The organism is Mesorhizobium sp. B2-5-7 (assembly GCF_006440875.1).
Lineage (GTDB): Bacteria > Pseudomonadota > Alphaproteobacteria > Rhizobiales > Rhizobiaceae > Mesorhizobium > Mesorhizobium australicum.
Window position 1 is genome coordinate 296,541 of the sequence record NZ_VFUO01000005.1, and the last position, 24,189, is coordinate 320,729.

General features: G+C 57.0%; 20 protein-coding genes and 1 pseudogene. 10 read left to right on the top strand and 11 right to left on the bottom strand.

What is annotated here, in order from left to right; translation table 11 throughout:
• Window positions 1-20: 20 nt before the first annotated feature.
• The 5 genes from FJ543_RS22500 to FJ543_RS22520 all read right to left on the bottom strand — a co-directional run bounded on the left by FJ543_RS22500 (window position 21) and on the right by FJ543_RS22520 (window position 7,777).
• A complete protein-coding gene (locus FJ543_RS22500) occupies window positions 21-1,628 on the bottom strand; it encodes a hypothetical protein (protein ID WP_140877246.1) in 1,608 nt (535 codons plus the stop codon).
• 11 nt (window positions 1,629-1,639) lie between these two features.
• A complete protein-coding gene (locus tag FJ543_RS22505) occupies window positions 1,640-4,081 on the bottom strand; it encodes a phospholipase D family protein (RefSeq protein WP_140877248.1) in 2,442 nt (813 codons plus the stop codon).
• Between the two features lie 426 nt (window positions 4,082-4,507).
• Window positions 4,508-5,965, bottom strand: coding sequence for a site-specific DNA-methyltransferase (locus tag FJ543_RS22510; protein WP_210243713.1), 1,458 nt, complete (start codon window positions 5,963-5,965; stop codon window positions 4,508-4,510).
• Window positions 5,966-6,244: 279 nt separating this feature from the next.
• Complete coding sequence (locus tag FJ543_RS22515; protein WP_140877250.1) at window positions 6,245-7,075, bottom strand: DUF2971 domain-containing protein; 831 nt, start codon at window positions 7,073-7,075, stop codon at window positions 6,245-6,247.
• A 150-nt stretch (window positions 7,076-7,225) separates the two neighbouring features.
• Window positions 7,226-7,777: a hypothetical protein gene (locus tag FJ543_RS22520; RefSeq protein ID WP_140877252.1), complete on the bottom strand. Its 552-nt coding sequence runs from the start codon at window positions 7,775-7,777 to the stop codon at window positions 7,226-7,228.
• Between the two features lie 230 nt (window positions 7,778-8,007).
• On the opposite strand from FJ543_RS22520, the gene FJ543_RS22525 reads away from it, so the two are divergent.
• A complete protein-coding gene (locus FJ543_RS22525) occupies window positions 8,008-9,183 on the top strand; it encodes an abortive infection family protein (RefSeq protein ID WP_224682196.1) in 1,176 nt (391 codons plus the stop codon).
• A gap of 3 nt (window positions 9,184-9,186) precedes the next feature.
• Here FJ543_RS22525 and FJ543_RS22530 read toward each other — a convergent pair whose 3' ends face one another.
• Both FJ543_RS22530 and FJ543_RS22535 read right to left on the bottom strand, forming a co-directional pair.
• Window positions 9,187-9,930, bottom strand: a complete 744-nt coding sequence (locus FJ543_RS22530) for a PIN domain-containing protein (RefSeq protein WP_140877254.1) — start codon at window positions 9,928-9,930, stop codon at window positions 9,187-9,189.
• Window positions 9,931-9,945: 15 nt separating this feature from the next.
• Entirely contained in the window at window positions 9,946-10,236 is a 291-nt protein-coding gene (locus FJ543_RS22535) for a hypothetical protein (protein WP_140877256.1), read from the bottom strand.
• Between the two features lie 157 nt (window positions 10,237-10,393).
• Here FJ543_RS22535 and FJ543_RS22540 point away from each other — a divergent pair, with 157 nt between their 5' ends.
• A complete protein-coding gene (locus FJ543_RS22540; protein ID WP_140877258.1) occupies window positions 10,394-10,846 on the top strand; it encodes a hypothetical protein in 453 nt (150 codons plus the stop codon).
• Between the two features lie 249 nt (window positions 10,847-11,095).
• On the opposite strand, the gene FJ543_RS22545 is transcribed toward FJ543_RS22540, so the two are convergent.
• Window positions 11,096-11,902 carry a hypothetical protein gene (locus FJ543_RS22545; protein WP_140877260.1) on the bottom strand — a complete coding sequence of 269 codons (807 nt, stop codon included), beginning with the start codon at window positions 11,900-11,902 and terminating at the stop codon, window positions 11,096-11,098.
• A gap of 143 nt (window positions 11,903-12,045) precedes the next feature.
• Here FJ543_RS22545 and FJ543_RS22550 point away from each other — a divergent pair, with 143 nt between their 5' ends.
• Both FJ543_RS22550 and FJ543_RS22555 read left to right on the top strand, forming a co-directional pair.
• The gene (locus FJ543_RS22550) at window positions 12,046-13,116 is read left to right on the top strand and encodes an MBL fold metallo-hydrolase (protein ID WP_140877262.1); all 1,071 of its coding nucleotides are present in this window, start codon (window positions 12,046-12,048) and stop codon (window positions 13,114-13,116) included.
• A 35-nt stretch (window positions 13,117-13,151) separates the two neighbouring features.
• Complete coding sequence (locus tag FJ543_RS22555; protein ID WP_140877264.1) at window positions 13,152-13,637, top strand: hypothetical protein; 486 nt, start codon at window positions 13,152-13,154, stop codon at window positions 13,635-13,637.
• Window positions 13,638-14,396: 759 nt separating this feature from the next.
• Here FJ543_RS22555 and FJ543_RS31540 read toward each other — a convergent pair.
• Together FJ543_RS31540 and FJ543_RS31935 are read right to left on the bottom strand one after the other, a co-directional pair.
• Window positions 14,397-14,516 carry a transposase gene (locus FJ543_RS31540; RefSeq protein WP_224682248.1) on the bottom strand — a complete coding sequence of 40 codons (120 nt, stop codon included), beginning with the start codon at window positions 14,514-14,516 and terminating at the stop codon, window positions 14,397-14,399.
• 265 nt (window positions 14,517-14,781) lie between these two features.
• Window positions 14,782-15,180: pseudogene (locus FJ543_RS31935) on the bottom strand (transposase); the annotation flags it as partial.
• A 1,205-nt stretch (window positions 15,181-16,385) separates the two neighbouring features.
• On the opposite strand from FJ543_RS31935, the gene FJ543_RS22570 reads away from it, so the two are divergent.
• Window positions 16,386-17,510 carry a hypothetical protein gene (locus tag FJ543_RS22570; RefSeq protein WP_246678857.1) on the top strand — a complete coding sequence of 375 codons (1,125 nt, stop codon included), beginning with the start codon at window positions 16,386-16,388 and terminating at the stop codon, window positions 17,508-17,510.
• A 157-nt stretch (window positions 17,511-17,667) separates the two neighbouring features.
• Window positions 17,668-19,107, top strand: coding sequence for a caspase family protein (locus tag FJ543_RS22575; RefSeq protein ID WP_181174050.1), 1,440 nt, complete (start codon window positions 17,668-17,670; stop codon window positions 19,105-19,107).
• A 146-nt stretch (window positions 19,108-19,253) separates the two neighbouring features.
• On the opposite strand, the gene FJ543_RS22580 is transcribed toward FJ543_RS22575, so the two are convergent.
• Entirely contained in the window at window positions 19,254-20,099 is an 846-nt protein-coding gene (locus FJ543_RS22580) for a putative phage abortive infection protein (protein ID WP_181174051.1), read from the bottom strand.
• 104 nt (window positions 20,100-20,203) lie between these two features.
• Between FJ543_RS22580 and FJ543_RS22585 the strand changes: the two genes are divergently transcribed.
• The 4 genes from FJ543_RS22585 (at window position 20,204) to FJ543_RS22600 (ending at window position 24,185) form a co-directional block, all read left to right on the top strand.
• The gene (locus FJ543_RS22585) at window positions 20,204-21,247 is read left to right on the top strand and encodes a hypothetical protein (RefSeq protein WP_140877270.1); all 1,044 of its coding nucleotides are present in this window, start codon (window positions 20,204-20,206) and stop codon (window positions 21,245-21,247) included.
• Window positions 21,248-22,093: 846 nt separating this feature from the next.
• Window positions 22,094-22,543, top strand: a complete 450-nt coding sequence (locus tag FJ543_RS22590; protein WP_140877272.1) for a hypothetical protein — start codon at window positions 22,094-22,096, stop codon at window positions 22,541-22,543.
• 257 nt (window positions 22,544-22,800) lie between these two features.
• Window positions 22,801-23,076 (top strand): hypothetical protein, encoded by a 276-nt coding sequence (locus tag FJ543_RS22595; protein ID WP_140877274.1) that lies wholly within the window; start codon window positions 22,801-22,803, stop codon window positions 23,074-23,076.
• Complete coding sequence (locus tag FJ543_RS22600) at window positions 23,073-24,185, top strand: recombinase family protein (RefSeq protein WP_224682190.1); 1,113 nt, start codon at window positions 23,073-23,075, stop codon at window positions 24,183-24,185. The genes FJ543_RS22595 and FJ543_RS22600 overlap by 4 nt, the downstream gene beginning before the upstream one ends.
• The last annotated feature ends 4 nt before the right edge of the window (window positions 24,186-24,189 follow it).

Sequence of the window (24,189 nt, forward strand, 5' to 3'; positions counted from 1 at the left end):
CCGCCGGAAGGGCCTCGGTGTCAGTCCGCCATGTATCGACCGTCCGCATCTCGCGAGAAAAGACCGCACGATACCGCCAGGGAGAGCATAATCTGAAGTCGGTCGCCTGTCGGCTCGTACACGCTTCTCGATGACGATCTCCGGACCCTCATCCAGCCGTTGCCCTCAAGGCCGATCCGAAGACGTTTCTTTCCGTCTCCGCCACGCACGGCCGACCAGTGGACATGCTGGCCGATGACCCAGCTCTCGATGACCTCCTGCCAGATGGACGGCATCGGCCGGGCGGCTACTGCCTCCAACCGTCTGGCCATAAGCCCCATCGGAAGCCTGTCGGGTCGGCCCTCGATACCGTCAACGAGACCGCCCGGCGGGCTTTTGCCCTCGAACGCGTTGGCGACGGCGCGCACTATTGCGAATGATCGCGCGGCCAGTGCAGGAACGCGAGTGACATCGCGGCGTTGCGCTTCGATCAGCGCGGCGATCATCGAAATGGCATCGGTCGTGCCCGTTGACGACGCTCCCGGCCATCCGGTGGATTGGCCCTCGATTTCGACTGATAGGAGGAAGTCACCGATGGTCGCCGAAGAAGCATATGTAGCATCACCTGCTGCCGCCGCGTTGTGCGCCCTCGCAATGAGTTCCTCCGACGTTTTCGGCTGATACATGGAACCAATGCGGCCCTCGGAAAGCAGTCGCTCGAGCCAGAAAAGCATGGCCTCGGTTGCGAGCCTCTGGAGCTGCCTCGCCTGAAGGAGGCATAGCAGCATCCCTGAGATGGCAATCTGTTCGGGGTCGCCGTCGTTCACCGCCGGCAAAACGTGCCGGGCAAACTGTCTCCTGATGGAGTCGATTGAGCTTGGCCCATCCCGTAGCAGGAGACCGCGGACGAGGTCGATAGTCCCTTTCCTGCGCTTCGCGGATCCCGGTGAGGCGACGTGTCCGCCGATGTCAAAGAACAGACCTCTGAAGACCTTCATCTCGATTTCCGATGGTGCATCGACAGGAAGGTGCTGGGCGAAGGGAGCTATCTCCTCGTCCATGACAGAGGGAGCGTCGATCGCGAAGAGACGCGCAGGGAGCAAATCGCGCACCCGCGCTTCGAAATCGCGAACTGCAGGCATGGCTTCTTCTGCGACATACCCGGAGTCTGCGCCGATGTAACGGATGGACTTGATTGAGGGGCCGTACTCGGTCGGAGCCATAAAGCTAGTGCGGCTGTCCCGGTACTGTTTCCAAACCGGGCCGCTGAACACGAAAGGCTCCCGATCCGCTCGGTGGCCGATCGTCCGCTTCAGCGCCGCCGCTCCCCTGAATGGGCGGCCTGCAATCTGATGCGACCAAGCGTAGAGGGCCTCATAGCGGTCGACAAGATCTGCGACCACCTCCGGATCGTCGTTCTCGGCCTCGCGTGCGACAATGGAAGCCTTCCATGCGGCCCACGCCATGAACGTATAGGGCCGCACGTGCTGCGTCACGTTGTTGATGCCCGGCAGGGAGTCATCCATGAGGTCGAGATTGAGCTGTCGCAGGCCCACCGGATCGACCCCGCTTTCGTCCGTCCGCAGCTCGTCGACCAGTCGGCAGCCGGGCGCCCTCTCGAAGATCTCGTCGATTTCAGCCAGTCGCATTTCCGAGCCCTCTAGAGGGAAACATCCACGACGACCCGTCCGCACCGGATGTAGTCGCAGGTGGCAATCCGGGTGTTTCTCAGGCGCTTCTCCTGTAGTGCCGGGAAGTTAACTCCACATTTGCATGCCGGCCGATGGCCGGCATAGGGCCGCTCCAACCAGTATATCCTGTCTGGTCTCCCTTCGCGGGCCGCGAATTTGCCCAAGACCGCCAGCTCGTGGTCTGTTGCTCCTTCTGGTGCCACAAAGGACGCATCTCCGGCCAAGAGGGCGCGCCGCAGGTCATTGACTGTATTCCATTTCGTACGCGTGCCAAGGATCGACCGCCACGCTCCCGACCACTCTTCCTGGGAGAACCCTCTGCCGAGAAGCTCCTGGTTGAGGTTTCCTGCAATCGGCGACCTTTCACATGCGAAATTGTCAGGTACCTCTCTCCCAAGCCAAGATTGCAGGAACTCGTGCATCTTCACCGCCTTGGCCGATTCGCTGATCACCAGCCGGCTGACGACGGCGGCCACGCATTCATCGAGTTCGCCCTGATCGTCCTCATCGGGTCTCGCTCCCTTCGCCAAGGTGAGCCAGCGTTCGAGGAAGAGGGCAAGAAGCTTTTCTCCTTCCTCCGCTCTCGGAACAATCCGCGAGATCATGTCGAAGAGAACGTAAAGTGCATTCCCGCGGGACGGCCCCGCGGGACTCTTCTCCAGTTTCGTGAACAACTGCGTAAAGGCACGTTCGATGATCTGCTTCTTTATCCTCTGCCCCTTTCCGGGCGGGTTCCTTCCTTGCCCCTGACGGCCCTGCGGCCGTTCTCCGGCACCATCTAGCTTCTCCTCGTCCTCGTCATCCCCCGCATCATCGTTTCCGCCTGGGAGCGCTCTGGCGAGATGCCTGACCAACGCATCGATCAGATCGTCCTGAGCGTAGCTCCCCGAACCAGCACGCCAAGTCTCCTTCATGTCGAGCGCGCTCTTCGTGCTGAAGGCGCCCGTGACGAAGAGATGCCCGGACGGCGTGTTGGCCTTACGCCCGCCGCCTGTTCGTTCCGCTGCCTCCAAGAGCGCGCCGGGTTCCCTTGCAATGAATTCGAGAATGGAAGCCATGCCGGCGGGGGTGCCAAACCCCGCCACGAGGCGTCCGATCTCTCTCGCCAGCGGGCCTCGGCGGTTCATCGCATCGAGGAAGCCGCGTAGCACCAGCCAGCCCCGGACCTCTTCGGATCCACGGACGAAGATGACCTGCACCGACGACCCGAAGGATAGGGGGTCCACATCCCCCGGCATGACGAACGTAAACGATCCGTCGTCGGCGACCGCCACTTTGCCTGCAGCAGCGCGACGCGCTCCAGCCGCTAGAGCCGCCTCCCACTCGCCGGAGACACCGTCCGCCCCCACTATCCTGCCAGACAGGGTGCCGTCTCCATATTCCAGGACGAGGGCGGCTCCGCCGCGGTTCTTCGGCTCCTCTTCACCCGTGAGGCTCACTTCCTTGTATGCCATGCACGGAGACCATCCGAAAACGGGCGTGCGGTCGTGGATCCTCGCTACTACGGCCTCGACGTTCGCCCCGGTGAGCGCAGGCACGGTGGCGTTTGCGCTGCCTGCGACGATCAGGCGCCCGTTCACGCATTCGATGTCGAATAGCTTCGAATGAAGCGACCTGTCGTCGCTGAAGGTGTCACATGCAACGGGCGACACCTTCATGCCGTTCGCCGCCGCAGCATCGAAGTCGAAGACTGATGGCGCAATCGAAGGCACTGCCACCGACACTCGTTCGCAGCGGAGGGATTCGCACAGGAGCCGGACGCCGTGGTGGCCCGAGAAAAATGGCGACACCACGCAGACACTCACCGCGCCGCCAAGATCGTCCGCCATTTCTCGGATCTGCTCGTCGAGTGGCCTGTCCATCGTATGGAGAAGCCTCGATCCGCCGTCACCTGGGATGGCTGCCGCCTTTCGTCCAAGCTCGATGAAAGGGCCAAGGTCAGGAGGCGTTACGCAATCGAGCCGACCTTGCGGTGCCGTCTCGCGCATCATGGATTCGAGCATGGACACGAGATCTGCGAAACACGCCGAATCCCTCCCCGGCCGGAGGTATTCGAGTATCTCGTTGTTGTAGCCCCACCCCCCGAAAGTCAGGTTTCCGGAGCCGACCGTGGCACGTATCTCGCCCGCCTCGTCGGTCATCAGCGCGATCTTCGGATGGAAGACCCCGGTGCGGCACCTGACGGGAACAAGATCGTAGTCGCGGCCCACGCCGACCGCACCGACATCGGCGAGCGAGGCCCGGTACCCTTCGATGTCGGAGAGCACGGTGAAGTTCCGGTAGGTTCGGTAGACCGAAGAGAGGGGTATCGCCTCGAGAAAGGAAAGACTGAGCGAGTAGGTAGTAAGAAGTATCGATGACCACGGATTGGATGCGATCAGGTCGCGTGGCGAGAATGGCTGCAGGTTCAAGTCCCCCCAAGATCCCGTGCAAGACGAGTTGAAAATATGTAGCCAGAATACCCTTCGTCCGCAAAGAGGGGTTATCGGCGGCGCTCAGCGTAGGGCGATTATGGTCTTGGTGATCGCCGTGATTTGAAAGAGTCGGCGTTGTGGATCCGCGCCCTTCCTTTTCAAAGGAGGGAGGCCTCTTGCTCCTTCGGGACGGTGGCAGGGTTGAAGTGCACGACCGTCTCCTTCTTGTCGCCTGTGAAGGTAAAGGGGAATTCTGGCGCCGCAGGATCCGGTCGGCGTCCCTTCTTGGGTTTCTCCGCTTTGCCTGCTTGTCGGAAAAACTCCCGTGAGACATGTCCAAGAGATGGGATGACCGGGCGATCACCGGCAAACCACCGTTCAACCGAAACGATCTGTAGTCTCGGCAGATGGCCATGGGCTGTGTCAACAAAGCCGAAGGAGGCGGCTTCCGATCGCATCTCTCGGGTTGGTTCTCGCAGGCAAATGAACAGACCCATCTCGGCGCGTTCTCTTTCGATCACCGCCTTGAACTCCCTTACGTCCTTTGCGCCGACATGCTGGCCACCTTTGACGGACGTGAGAATGCGCCCCCACCCTCGAGGCCCGTTCATGAAGCTGCCCGTCGATGCCGCGGTCGGGGCCTTTGCGGATTTCCTTCAGCGCCTGCACGCCGACCAAGTAGTTTGCCCACCACTGGAATTGGTACTTGTCGCGTTCGGCAAGGCGCGCAGCGGCGGCAAAGTCGCGCGGAATGCCGCCAAGATCATACTTAATCTGACCCGGCATATCCGCGAGGCGATCTTCGATCACTCTGATCGCATGGTAGGCCACATCGATACCTATCCACATTCGATCTGCCGCCTGGGCGGCCGCCACGGTCGTGCCGCAACCGCAGAACGGATCCAAGATGATGTCGCCGGCACTCGTTGACGCTCGGATTATGCGGTCAAGGAGCGCAACCGGCTTCTGTGTTGGGTAGCCTATCCGCTCACGCGCTCGCGCGTTGACAGGCGGAATGTCAGTCCAGATCGTTGAAGCTAAAGTGCCTTTTTGTTCGTCCAAATATCGTTTGAACCGTGGTCGCTTCGTGGTGTCCAGGCTCCCGTCCGGGTGGGTCGGATACCAAATGAGGCCGGCTTCGTCCAACTCGGCCATCCTCTCACGTTGAAATCGCCAACCGAGCGGTGGAGAAGGAAAGCCCTTCCACTCGTACATCATGTTCGGTCTTGGTGACGGGCTGAGGATCGAGGTTAACTGATACTGGCGCCCGGCGTCGTCTGCGCTGCTGTAATGCGATTCGATGTATCGATCGGAGTGGGGTAGGTAAGGCGGATTCCACGTAAATTTTGTGGCTTTGGTGTAGAAAAGTATCTGATCTGCAACCCGACTCCAACTCTTGCTATCGCCGTGCGAGGCGGTCCGCTGCCATGTGATTTCGTTTCGAAATCCGCCGACGCCAAAGATGCTGTCCAGGACCACCTTCAGATAATGGCTCGCGGTTGGGTCGCAGTGAAGATAGAGACTGCCCGTTGGCTTCAAGACCCGTCGCAGTTCGTGCAGTCGCTGCGACATCATGACCAAGTAGGCCATCATGTCGCTGTCGCCGAGAGCAGCATGCAAAGCGTGAACGATTGACGCGACTCCTCCCCCCGTGTGCATGATTTCATCGAATGCCCACTTGGCTTCAGCCCCCCAACTCCATGTATCTCTGAAAGCCTCTACTTGCGCGGTCGCGGCGTCCTCGGCCGGCGTTTTGAAGAGGATGTTATAATTCGCCTGGCTGTTGAAAGGTGGGTCTAGATAGACCAGATCAACGCTCTCATCCGCGATCTCCTCACGTAAGATCGCCAGGTTGTCGCCAAACCACAACTGGTTCTGCATTGCCCCATCCCTTACCGTCCCGAAGTAAGAGTGCGGAAATAGGCTGAAGATTACGTTACCTGTATTTCGTATGCCGGCCGGAGCGTCTTGGCACGGGCTATTCGCGCGGCTACGCGGTGAGATTTCCTGTTTCAAATCGATTGTGGATTGCGGGAAGCGGGGCTCGGGGCCTCGCTGTTTTGGTCAGCTGCTCTACACACGATGTCGAGCTGTTGGCTTGTCCCACCTGTTGCCGTCGAAACGATCACCCTTAAACGATCCGCCAATGGGCGACCTCATCTAGCTTCGGTAGGGCACCGCTGACGGCTCAACCGGGACTCTTTCGTATCCTTTGGCTTCCAAGAACAATTGCACACTGCGCATGGTCAGCTCCTGGTTCTTGCCTGGCCCAACTGTCACTCGCTTGATGGGCAATCTTTTGCCGATCGGGACAGCCACCTCGAGATAGGGTACCAAAACCCCATCGGCGTCTCTGAACCTGACATGCTCGAAGTCATTTTCTTTCTGAATGACAAACCGCCACTCGTTCTCTTCGCTGAAACCGTCGTCCTTAAACCGTGGAACTAGCTTAGGCAGGCGCCTTATTAGCTCGAACCGGATCTTGTCTACGTCCTTTTCACGCAAGAGGTCTGCCAGACCAGAAAAAGTGACAATGCTTCTGCGCATGCGATCCACGGTGCGTTGCTTATCATATATCACCTCCATTGGGATCCCACCGTGAGAACGAAATAAAGAATCCAACTGCTTCCCGTTAAACGTGACACTTACTCCCTGGACACGACCTCCATAGCCTCTCCATTGGCTAAGCAGGTCGTGCGCTTTGCAGAAGCAGGTAGCGTAAGTATCCGGAAGCTTGGCCTTCTTCAGCTCAATGATCACCTCATCTATAATCTGGGCGAAAATCTGCTTCTTTTGTGCCGTCGCGAAGTCGCGAAGGACTTTTTCGGCGGCACTGATTCCGTGCTGCAGCTCTCGTCGATCGTTTAGAAACGACACATTCGAGGCCCAAAGACAGCGGTTCTCCACGATCCCCAGCAATCCTGGGAGCGTGGTAAAATGCGTTAGTTCGTTGGGCACCTGGACGAGAACGAGCTTGCGTTTTGCAGTCATTTCAACTCACCTCTTTGCCAGCTTCTCCTGGCACCGCCGTTTTTGGGATAAAGCTCTGGGACAGCGGGCTTGAGACGGCAGCGCCATATGCCCGCTCCCCGCGTGGGGGCAACACTTGCGAGACCGTTGTGTGTCATGGAACGATGAATTTCAAACTTCACGCTCGGGGCGGGACGGCTTTCTCACCACTTCCACCGGGCCCCACAAGCCGCCTGTGAAGCTGTCGCTGTCTGCAATTTGCAAGATGTTCGCGGGATCGTTTCGGTATTTTTCTCCGAACCAACCCTCATACTCAAGATGAATTGGAAACTCGGCCCGAGGCTTCCAAAAGCTCTTTGTGGCTTCTCGATGGGTCAGTCCAAAAGAGCATGAGGTTCGAGCACCATTTTGCAAAAGGCGGATCACTGTCGACGGCTCAAAACAAGCCAGCCAGAGCCCTCGTGACCTGGTGTCTGCGCCAGGGCCTAGTGCCGCGTCCAGCGACGGCTGATCCCGTACGATCAGCTTGATGTTCTTCGCTGGAATGGAGCCCGAGTTAAGCACAACGAGGTTATAAGCTATTCCGTCATTCCCGCCATGGTGTGTCTGTACCATAGCTGTCACGATTGGTCGAAACTGTCGCCGCCAAAAAAAAATTGAAAGGGCCAATGCCAATATCGAAATGACTAGTGCGACAACGGACACGGCGAGTTCGGCAGTCATGTCGGCTCCATAGTATTGGGCAGCATAGTTACAGGAAAGAATCAGTGCTACAACTGGTTTATGCGCTGACCACTGTTGGCTGGCCGAAAACTGTTCTGATTCCTCTACCAATCGCTCCAAGCGAACGTGTTCCGCGGATGTCACTTGAAGCGAAGGATCTCGGTATCAAGATGGCTAGGCGTCTTAGCCGCGGGGACTGAAGATAGATTGGGGTCGGAAAGGGCATCGAGGTGAAACAGGAAGCTACGCAGCAATACCCAACGTCAGTGGTCAGGAAGCTCAGGAATGAAATGGCCGGGGCGATTTCCGATTTCAGCGCGAACGAGGTGCCCTCGCTCTGTAGTCGGCTCGGATTGCGGACTGGGGATCGCGACGAGTCGTTCAAGAGCAAATTCAAATATGCTGAACGGCGGCTGTTTGAAAAATCTGCCGCGGAATTGATCCCGATCGCCGTGCGGCTTCTTGAAGAAGTCGACTCCTATAACCTATCGGAAGCATTAGCCAAGCTTCAGGAAACTGGCCAGGCCACGGTCACTGAACTCACTCGTCGACGTATTATGGCACTTTTTGATAAGCGACCTTACAGCACGGAGTTCGAAGAAATCGACTTCATCCGTCGTATTTGGCCAACAGGCCGGATGCTTTCTGTCTTCGAGAACGTCGCCACCGAGCAGACTTTGGACGACGATCTATTCAACGCGATCGTCCGAAACAACGATTGGAACAATCGAGAGACATTAGAAGCCGTGGGCTATCTGACATGCTCGCAGAGGCAGTTCTTCCGCTTCCTGGAGGAGGTAACGAGTCCCCTTACGCAATCGCGGGAAGTTCAGGCAGAACTCGCTGCAGCAGTCAACGAGCACCTGCGCCATGACGGTTGTCAGTTGATTATTATCCGTCGGCTGTCAGGCAGCCCTGTCTATGAAGTTCGACCCGCTATAGTTGGCAGTCCAGCAGATGACGCGATATCGCAGGCGCTGGCAGCCTTCGACACTGACACGGTGCATGCCAGATGGATTCAGGCGCTCGACCGTCGAGATGCTGACGCCGAGGGGGCGATCACGCTGGCCAGAACATTGCTCGAGGACGTATGCAAGTGGATCATTTTCGAAGCAGGGGAGTCCTACGAGGAAAAAGACGACCTGCCTGTTCTCTACCGGAAGCTGGCGAAAATTCTGAACTTGGCGCCAGATGGCCACACTGAGCCTGTCTTTAAGCAGATCCTTGGAAGCTGCCAATCGGTCGTAGAATCTCTGGGGTCGCTGCGGAACAAAATTGGTGACGCTCACAGCCCGGGGCCGAAGAAGGTGAAACCTGCTTCCAGGCATGCTCAGCTTGCGGTCAATCTGTCGGGAACGATGGCTACCTTTCTCGTTTCGACGTGGGCAACAAACAAGAAAGGTTAGGTCCTATTTGTATGGATAGCCGTCTTCGCTCAGCGCGACATACACGAATCGGTCGTTGCGGAAGGTGACACTTTCAATCTCAACTGGTTTTCCTAATTCGTCCACCGCGATCGTCATTGAAAAATCTACATCAACTCGAACTTCAGTTTCTCCACTCACGTCTTCCATCGTCGGAATCAAAACCTTATCCTCGCTGTCGTAAGTGGCCGTAGCCCAATCGGGATGCGTGTAATTCACGCCCACCTTCAAATCTGCTTTTGCTACAACCAAAATCGATCGGTCATCACCTATTTGGCCGAACACACTGAAAGAATGAAGCGTTTCCACCTCCACCCAATCTTGTTCGACATCGGCGTCTTCAACGTCGGTTGCGATCATTTCCCAATTGGCAAGCTCTTCAGCCAACAGATCGCGAATCCTGTCCATACTGCCATCAATGAATTCGAAAATGTCGGGCTCTTCGATTTCGTAGCCTAGTTCAGTGAATAGGTCCGGTATCGATTTGAGCACTGTCAAATGCTTCACGGACCTTGAAGGCGAAACGAAGTCCGCATCATCGGACACAATAATAAGGGGCGTCTGGTCCGTAGCCTCAGGCTTCAGGCATTCAAAAATAAATGCGTCGGGGAATTGGTCTCGCTTGCTCTGACCCGAAAAGAAGCCTTGATCCGCAGAGTACGCGTCGAACACTGCCGACGGCTTGATGTTATCGATCGAGAGCACCTTTGCCCTAAGCCTTTCGAACATGTCCCTGGTCAGCTTCTAATATTTTTCATCCAGCCTTTGACGGAGTTTGTCCTTGCCAATCTCCGGCAACTCGACGCCAAGCGTTTCGCGGACAAGCCTTCGGAAATGCTGTCTTCCCACGTCCTTTATGACGTTGAAGTCGTTGTCGGCATGTTTTTTCGCAACCTCAATCAGAGTCAGATCAGTGGCCACAACTGCCACGAAGTCCGCATTCACGAGGTCGACAATGCGATCAATAAGCGGGCCGCCGGGCGAGCGTCCGGCGCGAATAATGACGTTGGCATCCAAAAAAACCTTCTTCGTCATCGGCCTTTCGCCCAAGGGGGTTCCGGGTTCTTATAGAGTTCTAGGCTTCAATCTGGCGTGGCCGCCAGGCGGATAGAGACGGATCTGGAATAATGACCTTGCAGCGCGATATTCGGTAGCCCTAGCCATCACGACATGCCTAGTTAGCGGTCCAGCGTTGACCCAATCAGCCACGGAACACCACATCTGGCAAGATAAGCGCGAATTCGAGCCGTATAGCCGCGCCGCCGAGTCGATCACAGGTGCGATACGGCTGTCCGGAAATCCGGAATTCGCCGTCGCCGGTAGCAAGATGACGATCACTTTTGGCAAAGGCAACAATGTCGATCTGACGTCGGTGGGCGCTTTTTGGCGTCAGTGGGACGAGACCGTCGACAAGAAGACGACTGCGGAAGTCTTCAAAATGTCACGGGATCCAGGAGCTCTCAGAGACGGCAACACGCTTTGCGGCGATCCGAAATCTGACCCGGCTCGATACGTCGTGTTCCTCGAAAAATCGTCGCTTGGACATTCTCCGCTGCTTGGGGTGGCGGTCTTTGGATCGAAGGAAGCCCCCTACAACATCAACAGCAAACGTCTCTGCGGCACTTTCAATTATTCCGCCGACTAGATGTGAGCGCACTGCATGGTGACGGGCTCGGAAGGGATTCCCAAATCAGGAGGGGTTTGATTCAACTGCTGGCTGGAGTGGAGGCCAGCATGAATGACAGCTTCCTACTCACAGGATTTGTCTAGAGTCCGTAGTTTGCAACGTAGGCCGGCAGACTGCATCCCGGTTGAGGTAAACGATCGCTGAGTACAGGATGCAGCCAATGGCAGCTTGGGCAACGCACCTGCAACACCAAGGTTGGTGGTAACGTCAATAAGCCCCCCACCCTCGAGGCGAAAAGGTGAAACCAATCCGACCGTCCCTACGTGTCGTGAGAACTCTCCTGAATGATTCGTCTCGAAATGCGGCCCCTCGTGCTTTGGTCCGATAGTACGGGATCGTACGCTGGGTGTCGTACATGTATCCTTTGTCGGAAATTACGATGAAATAGGGGCTACAATAGTCGAAGATTTCGGGACAGATCCCGCTTTCGCGTCCATGGTGTGAGGCTATTAACACATGGGTATTGCGCAGCGCGCTTCGGAAATTCTCATCCCTCAGCAGGGCAAGCCAGCCGGTAGTTTCCAGATCGCCGGGAAACATGATTCCGACCCCATGACAGGACAGGTGCAAGGCCATGCTGAGGTTGTTCTCGTCGTCAAAGTCCTTAGTGGAATTGGAAAACGCTGTGCTCCTTAGGTCCAGGAACTTCGGACCAGGAGACGGCACCGATCCGCTGTATTCGCGCTCGATCATGTAAACGAGTTCATCGATCCCCGGTCCCATGCCATCTTCCGATTTGAGGTTGCGGATTTGTCGAGCGGAAACCTTTTTGTTCCGCCAGAGCCAGCCGATTTCGACGCTTTTGCGAAGGTCTGGTAACCCATCGACGTGGTCTTCGTCGTAGTTGGTGATTGCGAGCATTTCCAAGTAGCTGATCCCGAGATGCCGCAGATAGCTTCCTGGCCGCCAACCGGTAACCGCGTTCTGTCCACAATCGATCATCATTCTAGTGTCGTCATCGCAAGTCAGGAGCGCACATGCACCGTGCTGAACGTCAAAGATTTTGAGATCCATTGAAGTTACCCTGGAAAAATACGTTGGCGCCGGTCGCAGAGTGCGTAGGTACAAAGTATTCGGTGAATTGCAGGAAAAGCCAACTGGCGACTCAGTGCTTTCGTGTCTACCCTTGGCAAGGGTTGTAGGGTACGGGCGCTGAGATGGCTGATTTTTTCGAAATTGACTTCTTGGACGTTGAAACCAAAAAGAGCGGCGATGCAATCTCATTGCGTTATGAGATTGCCAATCAGACGTTTATCCACGTTGTTGACGGCGGGTACGTTGAAACGGGGGAAAAGCTGGCTCTCCATATCAATCAGTACTACGGCAATCCAAAGAAAATCGACCATGTGGTTGTAACTCACAACGACCACGACCACACTGGTGGCCTTCGCTATATCCTTGAGAACTACGAGGTGGGGCGTCTGTGGATATTACGTCCTTGGATCTATGCAGGAGAGATCATTCATCGCTTCCAGCGGTTTTCCAACGTTGAAAATCTGGCGAAGGAACTGAAACAAAACTACTCCAACTTGGCTGCCCTCGACGAGATCGCGCAAGCAAAATCAATCCCGATGTCAGAGCCATTTCAGGGAGCCAAGATCGGAGCGTTCACGGTGCTGGCGCCTACGAAGACACGTTTCCTGGACCTTGTGGTTGAATCAGAAAAAACTCCAGCAACGAAATCTGCCCTCGATACGCTTCTAGAAGGCATTGCGACGCTCGCCAAAGCTGCGATCAAGCTTGTGAAAGAGGGCTGGGGCTTTGAGAAGTTTTCGACGGAGCCCATCAGCGCGGAAAACCGAATGTCTGTGATCCAGTATGCGTACCTGAACGGACGCAAAATTCTGCTCACCGGCGACGCTGGCGTTGATGGGCTTCTGGAGGCCGCCGCGTACGCACCCTTCGCCGGCCTCATTCTCCCGGGAATCGATCGATTTCAGGTTCCCCACCATGGATCTCGCCGCAACTTGTCGACCGAAATCTGTGATGCTTGGCTTGGAAAGCGACTACCCGCAAAGCCCGATTCCTCGACCTTCGTTGCAATGATCAGCTCGGCGAAGCTTGACGAAGACCATCCCAGGAAAGCTGTCATTCGGGCGATGATTCACCGCGGTGCGAAGGTGCTAACCACGGAAGGCGGCAGCATCACCACATATGCTAATGCGCCTGCGAGAGAAGGCTGGGGCGCGGTGCCTGGGGAGCCATACCCCGATGAGATAGAAGAATAGCGACCGAATCGGCGAAGGCGGTCGAAAGGCGGAAATTGGGATTTCTCGATTCATACAGCATAAGAGCTCGCCTGTTCCCGGCGGTTTGGGCCATTGCACCCGCCATAGCGCTTGCGACTGTCGCTGTCACATGGAACGCTTTCAGTTTGCCACAAGCAATCACAACGTTGGCTGTCGGGGTAATCTTTGTAGGATTTTCGGACATCGCGCGGCGGTTCGGCAAGCGTGCCGAGCGGCAGATTTTCAGCAGCACAGGTGGACGGCCGGCCATCACATTGCTGCGGCGCGGAAAACAGGAATTCGCAGAAGAAACCAAGGACCGATACCGCAATTTCCTGGCGAAGCAACTCGGCGAGCCTGCCCCAACGGCGGAAAACGAGCTTAACAATCCTCGCATCGCAGACGGTTTCTACGAGCGGTGCGGAAATTGGCTTCGAGAGAGAACCCGGGACACAACGAAATTCAAAATCCTTTTTGAGGAAAACAAGACTTATGGTTTTCGACGCAATCTGTATGCGTGAAATGGCCTGCGCTGACACTCAATGCGGTGGTCGTGCTCATCTGCCTGTTGATAATTTCACGCAAAATGGATGTCCCGAACGATCCTTCGCTCCTTCAGGTTTTTACGGTGCTGATGATCGCTGTCATCCACGCGGCCTTCTTTTTCTTTTTCGTTGGCAAAAAGGCAGTACTCGAGGCCTCCGATCAATATGGGAGGCAGCTAATTCTAAGCTGCGAGACCCTCATAAACGAGACAAAGTAGACGATCGGAATTCCAGCAATCGGCACTGACGTCGGCAACTCGATATCGGCGCCAAGCTATCCCGACGCCAGGCCAGCGTCCATTCATTGGCAGATTGCCCTCATCTTGCTGCATACCGAGCTCGGGCGCGCCGCGATGTCGGCGCAGCGCAGCAGACCGACAAGGCCGATGCACTCGGCATCGCCCATATCATGCGCCCGGGTGGTTCCGGCAGGCCCATGTCAAGTCGGAAAGCCGCTATCGGACCAAGCTTCTGCTGACGCACCGGCGCAATCTGAAGGGCCAAGTTCCTCGACCTGGAGAACGCCATTCGCAGACGGCATTCGGCATCCGCCTGAGCAAGGTCGGATGAGGAGCCTTCGAGCGGCGGTGCGTCAGGCTGTGGCGGACGACCCGCTAAAAGGGAGCTGATGGACCCCGTGCTGTCGGCGCGCGCTCCAATAATGAAGAGGGTTCGCACATACTTGTTGCCACGCTTGCTAAGCCCACCGAGCATCGTTCTGTCGCCGGTGCAGAGCTATTTAGGCACCAAGCCGAGCCAGGCGCCAAAGTCACGCCCCTTCGAGAAGGCTGCGCCATTGCGGATCGTGGCGACCGTTGTGCTCGCAGTCATCGGGCCGATCCCCGGAACGCTCATCAGGCGTTGGCAGCTCTCGTCTTGGCGCGAGAGTGTCTGGATTTCGTCAGTCACTGTCTCAACTCGATCGTCGAGCCGGCGCCAGTCTTGCGCAGTTCTTCGACAAGACGAACCACACGCGGCCACAGCACGTCGGTGCGCTGAGCCAACACAGATGGGCGCACCTGGCCCAGTCTCGCAGGCCCTTGCGGGACGATGACACCGCCTCAAGGAGGAAGTCGCGAAGCTGGTTGATGACTGCGGTACGGTGGCCGACGGGCCTGCTGCGAACCCGGTGCAAAGCCTGAAGGTCGAGCTGCTCGGCGCTCTTGATTGGAACGAAGCGCATCGTGGCCCGCTGCACGGCTTCGGCGATGGCCTCGGCGTCGCGGTGGTCGTTCTTCTGCCCTTTCTGGAAGGGTTTGACGTACTGTCCCGGGATGAGTCGAACGTCGTGGCCGAAAGCCCCCAGTCGACGGCCGATGTGATGGGCGCCCGCACAGGCTTCGACGCGCACGAGGCACGGCTGAAGATTGGCGACATACTGTTCCAATCGTCCACGCGTCAGTTTCTGGCGAACAATCACTTTGCCGCGCGCATCCATTCCGATGAGATGGAAGCTGTTCTCGCCAAGATCCATACCGATCGTGGCGACACTTTCGTCATGTCGAGCGATGTCAGTCATGATGTGCTCCTTTCGCGATTAGCCGCACTTGCAGCATGGCCGCCGCGCCGCCGGAGCGCGGCCGGTCCATACCATATGTGGAGCGACGGAACGTTCTATTTCGGCGATTCCACGACGAACCGAAGCGATGCTGCCCGGCGCGCTGATATCTAGAATCGCAGGCTGTTGGGAGTGCATCGATTAACGGTGCAACGAAAGTCGAAACACATGGCGCCGGCACGCTGACGGGCGCCATCTGACACAAGGAATCCGCTTCGGTGGATGACTACTCATGCAGACCAGGAACGACGAAACGCACTTTATCGTGCCTGCGGCCGAGCCGATCGCGAGACGGCCGGTCCGCGCCAGATTGCCCGTGACGATGCTCCCCGTCAGTTCGATGGAAAAGTGCACCGCGACGATTCCAGTGCTGCTCTCATGCAGCCGGTAGGCCCCGTTGCAGAGCGCGGAAGACTGCGCGGCGCGTTGGAAATCGACGCCAGAATACGCAATCGTGACATAGAGCATAGAATAGCGTACTATCGCAGCTTAGAAGAGTAACGACGATGGCAAATGAGCCTAGCAAAATACGACCGTTGAAGATGGCAAGATAAAAAGGCGCACATTGTGCGGCGGTCGGTTGGTGGTTTTTGCTAGCATTTTTCGCGCCCGCGGCACATTGTGAGCCTTTGCCGCAATGTGCGCTCCGATGCTAAACAATTGTATTAGCTCAATAATTGACAATGTTCCCTTAAATTGATAATTGCGATTGTCCTGGGATATTATGGAAGTGGTTCCGCACCGCCGTGAGGTTAGGGCCTTGGATGGCTGCCGAGTTGTCGTGAAGGAAGCCTGCACCCTTGTCGACAGGGCATGTTTGACCGGCGGTCTGCTACGTCGATCGCATCGCTCAAAGTGCGAAGGTTGGGCCGGTTACTATGAATGGATACGCCGGCGCCACGTTGTCTTAAAAGTTATCCAAACCGCTGATACGCGGATGACGAGCGATGTGCATCACCAGCCGCTGCTGGCGGTGCGATATCGGCCATGATCGAATTGAGTCCTATTTTGCCGTGCAACTGACACGCCTTGAGCTTTACAATCGAGTCTGCGAGAGGCCTCTCAGCAAAATCGCTCCAGAGCTCGGAATTTCCGGCACGGTGTTAGCATCGACATGTAAGCGGTATCAGGTTCCCTATCCTGGGTCGGGATATTGGACGCGTAAATTGCTCGGGCTCCCGGTAGACTTGCCGCCACTGCCGGAGGCATCGGACGAACTGATCGAGCTAACGTCGTCGACCTCAAAGCCTCAACGAAAGAGAACCGCGAAGGAAGGCTCTGTTCGCAAGGCCAGACCTGCCGCGAAGCCCCATCGTCCGGTGCGCCATCGGCTGCTCTTCGGCGTTGAAGAGCACATGCGAAAAACACGCGACGTTAAACAGGGCGAGTTCCTAAGGCCCTACAAGAGAATCCTGCCGGATCTGATTTCCTCAGAGACCCAGTTGCTTCGCGCACTCTCGATCGCCAACGATCTCTATCTCGCGCTGGACGAGCAGGGATACCGCGTTCAAGTCGCGCCGGCTGCCGACGGCCTTGACCGCATCCGCATCAAGGAACAGGAGGTGGAGAGCAAGGATCGCAAATACGGTCACTATCACTCCGGGAGCATCTGGGCTCCGGATCGACCTACCGTCCTCTATGTCGAGACGGTGCCGATCGGGCTCGCCATCACCGAAATGACCAAAAGAGTGATGGTGCGATACCTCGACGGCGAATACCATCGGGAGGACAGCAGGCTCATCCGATCCGCCAAGCCTTGGCAGCTAACGCATTCCTGGACAAGGCAGCAGGACGTGCCCTGCGGGCGCTTTCGGGTCATTGCCTACTCGCCGAAAAAGAACGTCGACTGGTCGGTCAGCTGGCAAGAGACCGGGGAGAAACCGCTTGGCGCTCTGATCCCAAAAATCGTGGAAACATTGAAAGAGGCCAAGGGCACGCTTCAGCGCCTTATGGACGCCGAGGATGTGGCGGCGGCGAAGAGGAAGAAAGAAAGAGAGGAGGAGTGGGAGCGCTATCTAAAGCAGGAGGACGCCCGCAAAGTGGCTCAGGCACTAGCCGATAGCCAGCAGCAGCTTGCGGAAATTATTGAACGGTGGGGCAAGGCGATGACGGTAGGGCGTTTTTTCGCGGATGCCGAAAAGCGGTTGAACACTACGGACGATGAAGATCGCCGCAAGCGCCTGGAGGAGCGTCTGGCTCTCGCGAGAGCAATGATGGAAAGCGTCGATCCGCTGGATTTCATCGAAAGCTGGCGGGCACCGCAGGAGCGGTACCAGGCAAAATTCGATTAGACGAGATATGTGCTGCCTAGACTTGTTTATTGCGGCAACGGGGCCGATTTTCAGACTGACAGCTTTGAGGAGCACGGAGCAAGAATCGGTCGTGGACCGCCATCCCACGGGACTATAGTGTCGCTCGCATTTGCAACATAAACAATCCGGAGCGGAAGTGACCTCGACCGCAATCTTGATCGGCAATGCTGAATACGACCAAGAGACTCCCCTGCCATGTTGTAGCGAGGACGTCGCAGCCATGCGGGCGCTTCTTGAGGCCACCGGGCGATTCGATCACATCTTTCCCTACGTCAACCTGGACGCGGACGCGATGCGGGAGGCTGTGCGAGGCGCATTGCCGCCGGACGGCGACCATGACGAGGTGCTATTCTACTTCTCGGGGCATGGCATCCACATCGGTGCCGAACTCTACGTATGCGGAACAGCATTCGATCCAAGCCGCCCCAACGAAACAGCCTTTCCACATAGTGAAATAATGGACCTATTCCGGGCCGCTAGACCGGACGTGCTCGTTACGGTTATCGACGCTTGCTATTCCGGTGCGCTGCTGGTGAAGGGTGACCGCCCGCTGCTGCCCGTAGTGAAGGATGGATTGCGGAATGTGCTTCAGTTCTCATCATCACTGGATGACCAGACGTCGCTCGGCGGAGAGCGGCTAAGCGCTTTTACCCGCGCGTTTCTCGAAGCGAGCGTACGAAAGACCGAAGGGGTCGTCTATTACACTGACATCAAGAACACGCTGCGCGACGACTTCATCGGAAACGACGACCAAACTCCGTTTTTCGTCAACCAAGGCACCGGGCGCGAGATACTGGTCGACGACGCTCGCAAACTAGCTGGCTTCCGCGACGAGCTTGCAAACCGTTGGCGAAGTAAAGCAGATGAAAGCGACGAGAACGTCGAACGCGACGACACCGGAGACCTTACCGTCACCGCCGGGCCGGTGACCGCCACACAACTGCTTATGGCGGCGGAGAAACGGATGGGCGGGCCTGATGAGGCCAAGGCGCTGATCGACAACCTGTTCGATGGGGTGCTCAAGAGGTTCAACGAGAGCGAGTTCGCTGAGTTCTTCGATGCAGCGACTACTGAACACGCGACTTTCAATGAGCCCGTCATAAGGGACTTTATGATCCGGGTGCTGTCCCGTGAGACACGACCTGACCGACTTGTGACCGCCGAGATCAAGCGTACCAAGAAGAAAGCGAGTCCGTGGGAACAGGCCACAATGGGTATTCTGGCCACCTTTAACCAGGAGTGGACCGAGCATTTCGACCTAGAGCTGAACTGCACCATGTTACGGGCTCAGCTCAAACTGACGCTGACGCCGAAGTACAAGGCGCTCCAGCAGCTCCAACTTGTCCTAAGCTGCGCACCCAGCCTCAACCAGTGCTACATCTTCGAGATGGTGACGCAGCACCCTAGAATCAGCTGGGATGCATTCGACGATGAAGGGCGAGAGATCGTTCGCCGCTGGTATACCAAGGGATGGGCCGCCGACGTGGAGTTCTTGATAGGGAATATTTGCGATGCGCTAACGAAAGCGGTTCGTGACCATATCGACGAGACGACCAAACGCCTGGAGGGGGACTAAGAAAATCGACCAGAATGCCGTGGCTAACCCAGTGTGGTCCCCGTCTGCTCATCGGCAGCTACAACGTCAGTCTTGAACCATCACTGCGATGAGAGCAGTGTCAATTATTTCGCTTTATCCTGACGACCGGAATTAGCCTGGAAGGATTAACTCCAAGCTTCTTCAAAGGCGCGAGGTTTATAAAAATCTTTGTGTTCCAGCTTAAATAAGCGCTCTTTCGGTAGGTTGTCGAATAGCGAAAACGCCTCTATGTATACCTTAAATTTCTTCGCACGGTCAGTGAGTCCGTTATAAAAAAGAACAACCATTTCGTCATCATTGAGCTGGGCGCGCAGGATGCGGATATAGCGCACCTTATTTTTATCATCTATATTCTCATCAATGAAGCGGATGACGTTGTAGAGGTAGCGGTAGTAGTGGGCCAGATCACCGTAGAATTGCTCCCACAGCACCTCATGGCCATCGATAACCCGTTCCAGCTCCGTTGGCTTAGTGCTTTTCTCATAAGCTTCCCGCATCACCTTGACGAAATGGCGGAAACAATCGCGGCCATGCAGGGCCTCTTGATTGCGCCTCTGCACGTCCATGGCGTGTACAATGGAGTTGTGTAAGCCCAGCATTTCGAAGAACGTTGACTCGCTCCCGCCCGCTCTTGCCTCTGTGAGCCCCCGTTGCTGTAGGATGATGGTGATGAGCAGACCCAGGAAGGTCAGGAACGTCAGGACCGGGTTTACGACGCCACCGACGAAATCACCGAATGTGCCGAGCGTAAGACTGTCGTCGCTCCCCTTCCATGCGTCGAGATAGAGCGCCAACCCCAACACCGCAACAAGGACGACAAGGCCAGTGACGAATAACCGGTAGACACTGTTGGCGCTGTCGTTGTTCTTGGGCTGGACTATGCTGTCAAAACCCTTTCGCAGCAACTCAAACCGCCAGTTCAGTAAGAGCAACAAAACAACAACCACGGCAAAGGCCCATTTGTGCCACATGATGATATTCCCCCAATGCAATACCATGACATGACAGAACGTGGCGCTGCAATGCTGGTTAGGATAGACAACGCAGGGACCCGAGCCGATTCCGTGAGGATGACATGGACGACAAGCCGCCAATCTGGGAATCGTTCAGCAAGGCGCTGGGCGCTGAATACCGACCCGCCAAGGAAATTCAGGGCGCGAGCGGTCTGACCCATGAGGTTCAGGCCATAGCGGTTGATGACAAAGGCAACCGTGTGATCCTGATATCCGCCGATCCCAATCCACGCACTGCCGCGTTGATGCGTGTCGATGTTCAGGCGACCCTGCCAACCGCCAAGGTGTTGGTTGCAAGGCCATTGGCCGTTGATTTGGCATTCGCGGCTCGCTTTATGTTCAACACCGACACCGGCGAGCTTGACCTTCCGAAGGTGATGCAAATTGGCGCCGTGATGGCAAAGGGCGACTCAGCACAAGAGGAAATGAAGGAGCTGCTTGGACCGGGGATGAATTCGATCTTCGGCCCGATACAGCAAAGCGATCTCCCGCTAAAGACGCATTTTATGAATGCCATCGAGCAGGCTGCGTCCCTGGACTGGCGTGCCATATTCGAAGGCAATCACGGTGCCGCGCTGGACATGACCTTGGAAGCCCTCAACCAACTGCGGTCCATTGACAACCTAGCCGGGGATCGAAAGCAGGGGATATGCCCAATTCCAACCTACGAGTTTACCGAAGGTGATTGGGATCTGTTCCACAGCGGCAAACACATTGATGAGGTGCAGGAGCGCTTAAAAAGCCTCAACATCTTCCAGTATTTCTTCCCTCCCGCCGACAACCTTGCGCTGGGCCTAATCGACAAAGGCCTGTCTGGGGGCGACCAACTGAGGGCGGGCTTTGATCTGGCCGAAGCACAAGGCCACTTGATATCTCGGAACACGATAGTCCCCGACGCAGCTTCCATGACGGACACCATCGATGAGCTGCAGGCGAGAGGGTTCGTTGTCACTGGAGAAACCGAGATTGCTATTGGCCCCGAAGGAACGACATTTCGGCAAACGATCTCTCACCGGCCAGCCGAGGGCCTTATCGAGAGGTTGTCCAAAATTATCTCGTTTAAGGTGGACCTCAATCTCAAGGACCTTCTCAAGCCTCCGTCTTGATCACTCGGCGCATCGGAATGACGCGGCAAGAAAGATCCAGAAGGATAGCGGATCCTCTGATTCGGAAAATGAGATGTGCCTATCAAAGCCCGGGATCGAACAGCTTTTTGGGGGGAATAACGACGCTTTATCCAAAGATCGAAACGATGCGCAAACCCACCGCTCGCTCGCTACGGCGCTGTTTACGGCGCGCTCGCGAGCGGCTACGCGCGGACCTATTCTGAAATGATGGCTGTTCGCTTTTGCGAATGAGCGCTCTCGGCTCCATACCTAGCGCGTCGGCGATGCGCCCAAGAACATTTGCCGAACATCAGCGCGTTCAGACCGGAGCGCTCCGACAATTCCTGTTGAGTCATTTGCCGCGTGTTTCTGGCTTGCCGGCTGTCTTAGAGCCTAGACCAGCCTCGACAAGTCGGCGGAAAGCCTCCGATCTGGTGGGAAGATCGGGCTGATTTCGGCGCCATTCGTCAACGCGGGCAAGCAAGTCACTCGTAAGCCGCAGTTCGAAGCGCTCAGTTTTGTTATCAATAGCATCGGGCGTGTTTGACAATGACCATGTCCGTAATGTACGGTATGTACGTAAATTGTGGTTTGCGCTTTGCGGCCGAACAACGTGCACGAACACGTCGCTCGGCCTGACCACAACCCAAGCTGATTGGAGCTCGGATCATGGTTGATTCCGACAATACCACGACTTTGCCTTTCGTCATCGGCCGCCAACGCGATGAGCTCGAAAGGCCGGGGCCCCGAGGCACAGAATTAGCTTTGAGACTATGGAGCGAGTGGCAACGAGCTCGATATGCCTCATTGCTGTTGTGTCGAATTCAGCAGCGGATGGAGGCGCGAATGATCGCCAATACCGGAATTCAGGTATTGACTGCGGGCGAGCCGATGCCGTGGCAACTATCAGTGTCTACTACGGGTCTAGGCTCTGAGCATCTCATAGCCTGCGAAGCCGAGGTCTTTGCGATGACCGAAGCTCTTAAACTTCAAGATTCGATCCCCGAAGTCGCGGCTACGTCGCTCGTCGGCGTCATCGCTAAGTTAGAAATGATCGTCGGCGCTGATCGAGATATTGGTGACCCTACCGACTTCCCGTGGCCGCACATAGCTTCGGTACTGCGTGACTTAAAAGCGATCGCAGGAGGTTTGCCGGTTTGTCGCCGAAGCCGGGAGAAGACGCGGAGCGATGTCGCCAATCATTGGGAGTCCGCAGTCAAGCTGGTCGCGGCGCTTAAAGAGGAAGGGGAAGCAGAGCAGCCTGACGATGTTGCGGACTTCCGACACGTCCTTTGAAGCGTATTAACAGCCCGGGATTATCGAGAGCCGGCCGACAGATTGCGAAGGTTCACTTCCCTCTGATGGTTCGGCCGGAGGTCAGCTTCAGGACGTTCCCACTTTATCGCCTGCAGCCCTACCTCGACGTTCGAAATGAAACCGCAATGCGCAAGTCATTGCACGCTGTGGTCCTACGATATGAACTTCATGCTTTCCCTCGCCGTTAGGCGGCCATTCGATAGACGGTCGATCCACCATTTGGGAGAGCGACCGCGATGGCAGAGGAAACCTGGACTGGGCCGCAGGCGTCGGTTCCGGCGAACGACAACGGCGACCTCGCCAGCCCCGAGGGATGCCCGAAAAACGTCGCGGCAGCCAAGCTGGATCGGGTGATGCTGGATATCGCCCGCCTGATCGGCCGGCAGCTGGCGCGGGAAGCATTCGAGGTGCGGCTGGCGGCCAACGACAATCGGCCGGGCCGCCGAGAGGGACAGGGCAGGGCGCCGGATGGCAAACCCGTTGAGAAGAAGAGAGAGGATCTGCCACCATGACCCGCGTCGCGCTCTATGCCCGCTATTCTTCCGACAGCCAACGGGATGGCTCCATCGAGGATCAGTTGAGGCTGTGCCGCGAGCAGGCGGCGCGGGAGAGCTGGAGCGTAACAGGAACCTATGAAGATGCAGCGATCTCCGGAGCCAGCACGGTGCTGCGGCCGGGCATCCAGCATCTGGTACGTGATGCCCAGCGTGGCCGCTTCGAAGTGGTGCTGGCCGAGGCGCTCGACCGCGTTAGCCGCGACCAGGCAGATGTTGCCACTCTCTTTAAGCATCTCAAATTCGCCGGCGTTGCCATCGTCACTTTAGCCGAGGGCGAGATCAGCGAACTGCACGTCGGCCTCAAGGGCACGATGAATGCCTTGTTCCTGAAGGACCTTGCCCTCAAGACCCATCGAGGCCTGCGGGGGAGGGTGGAAAAGGGTAAGGCCGGGGGCGGGCTTTGCTACGGCTATCGGGTGGTGAAGAAACTGGATGCCGCAGGTGAACCGGTCCGTGGCGAGCGCGAGATCGTGCCGGACGAAGCGACCATCGTGCGCCGCATATTTCGCGAGTTCGCCGCCGGCAAGAGCCCGAAGGCGATCGCCGTCGACCTCAACAAGGAGGACGTTCCTGGTCCGCTCGGCCGACACTGGGGCGATACCAGTGTGCGCGGACATGTCATCCGGGGTACCGGCGTCATTAACAACGAGCTCTATACCGGTGTGCTGGTTTGGAACCGCTTGCACTTCGTCAAGGATCCCGCCACCGGCAAGCGCGTGTCTCGGGCCAATCCGCCAGCCAAATGGATCCGCACCGAGGTGCCGCATCTCAGGATCGTCGAGGGCGAACTGTGGCAGGCCGTTAAGGAGAGACAGAAGTCCATCGCCAGCCAGTTCGAGGCGGTGACGATCGCCACGCGCAAAGCCAGGGCCAGGAAGCTGCACACCATGAAGCGGCCGGTCTCGCTGCTTTCCGGCCTGCTCACCTGCGGTTGCTGCGGCGGGCGCTACGGCCTGTTCACGCGGGGCGCTATGCCTGTCTCAACCACCAGCGCCGCGGCATCTGCGACAATGGCCGCTCCATCAACCGCGAGAAGATCGAGCAGCGAGTCCTTGCAGGCCTGAAGGA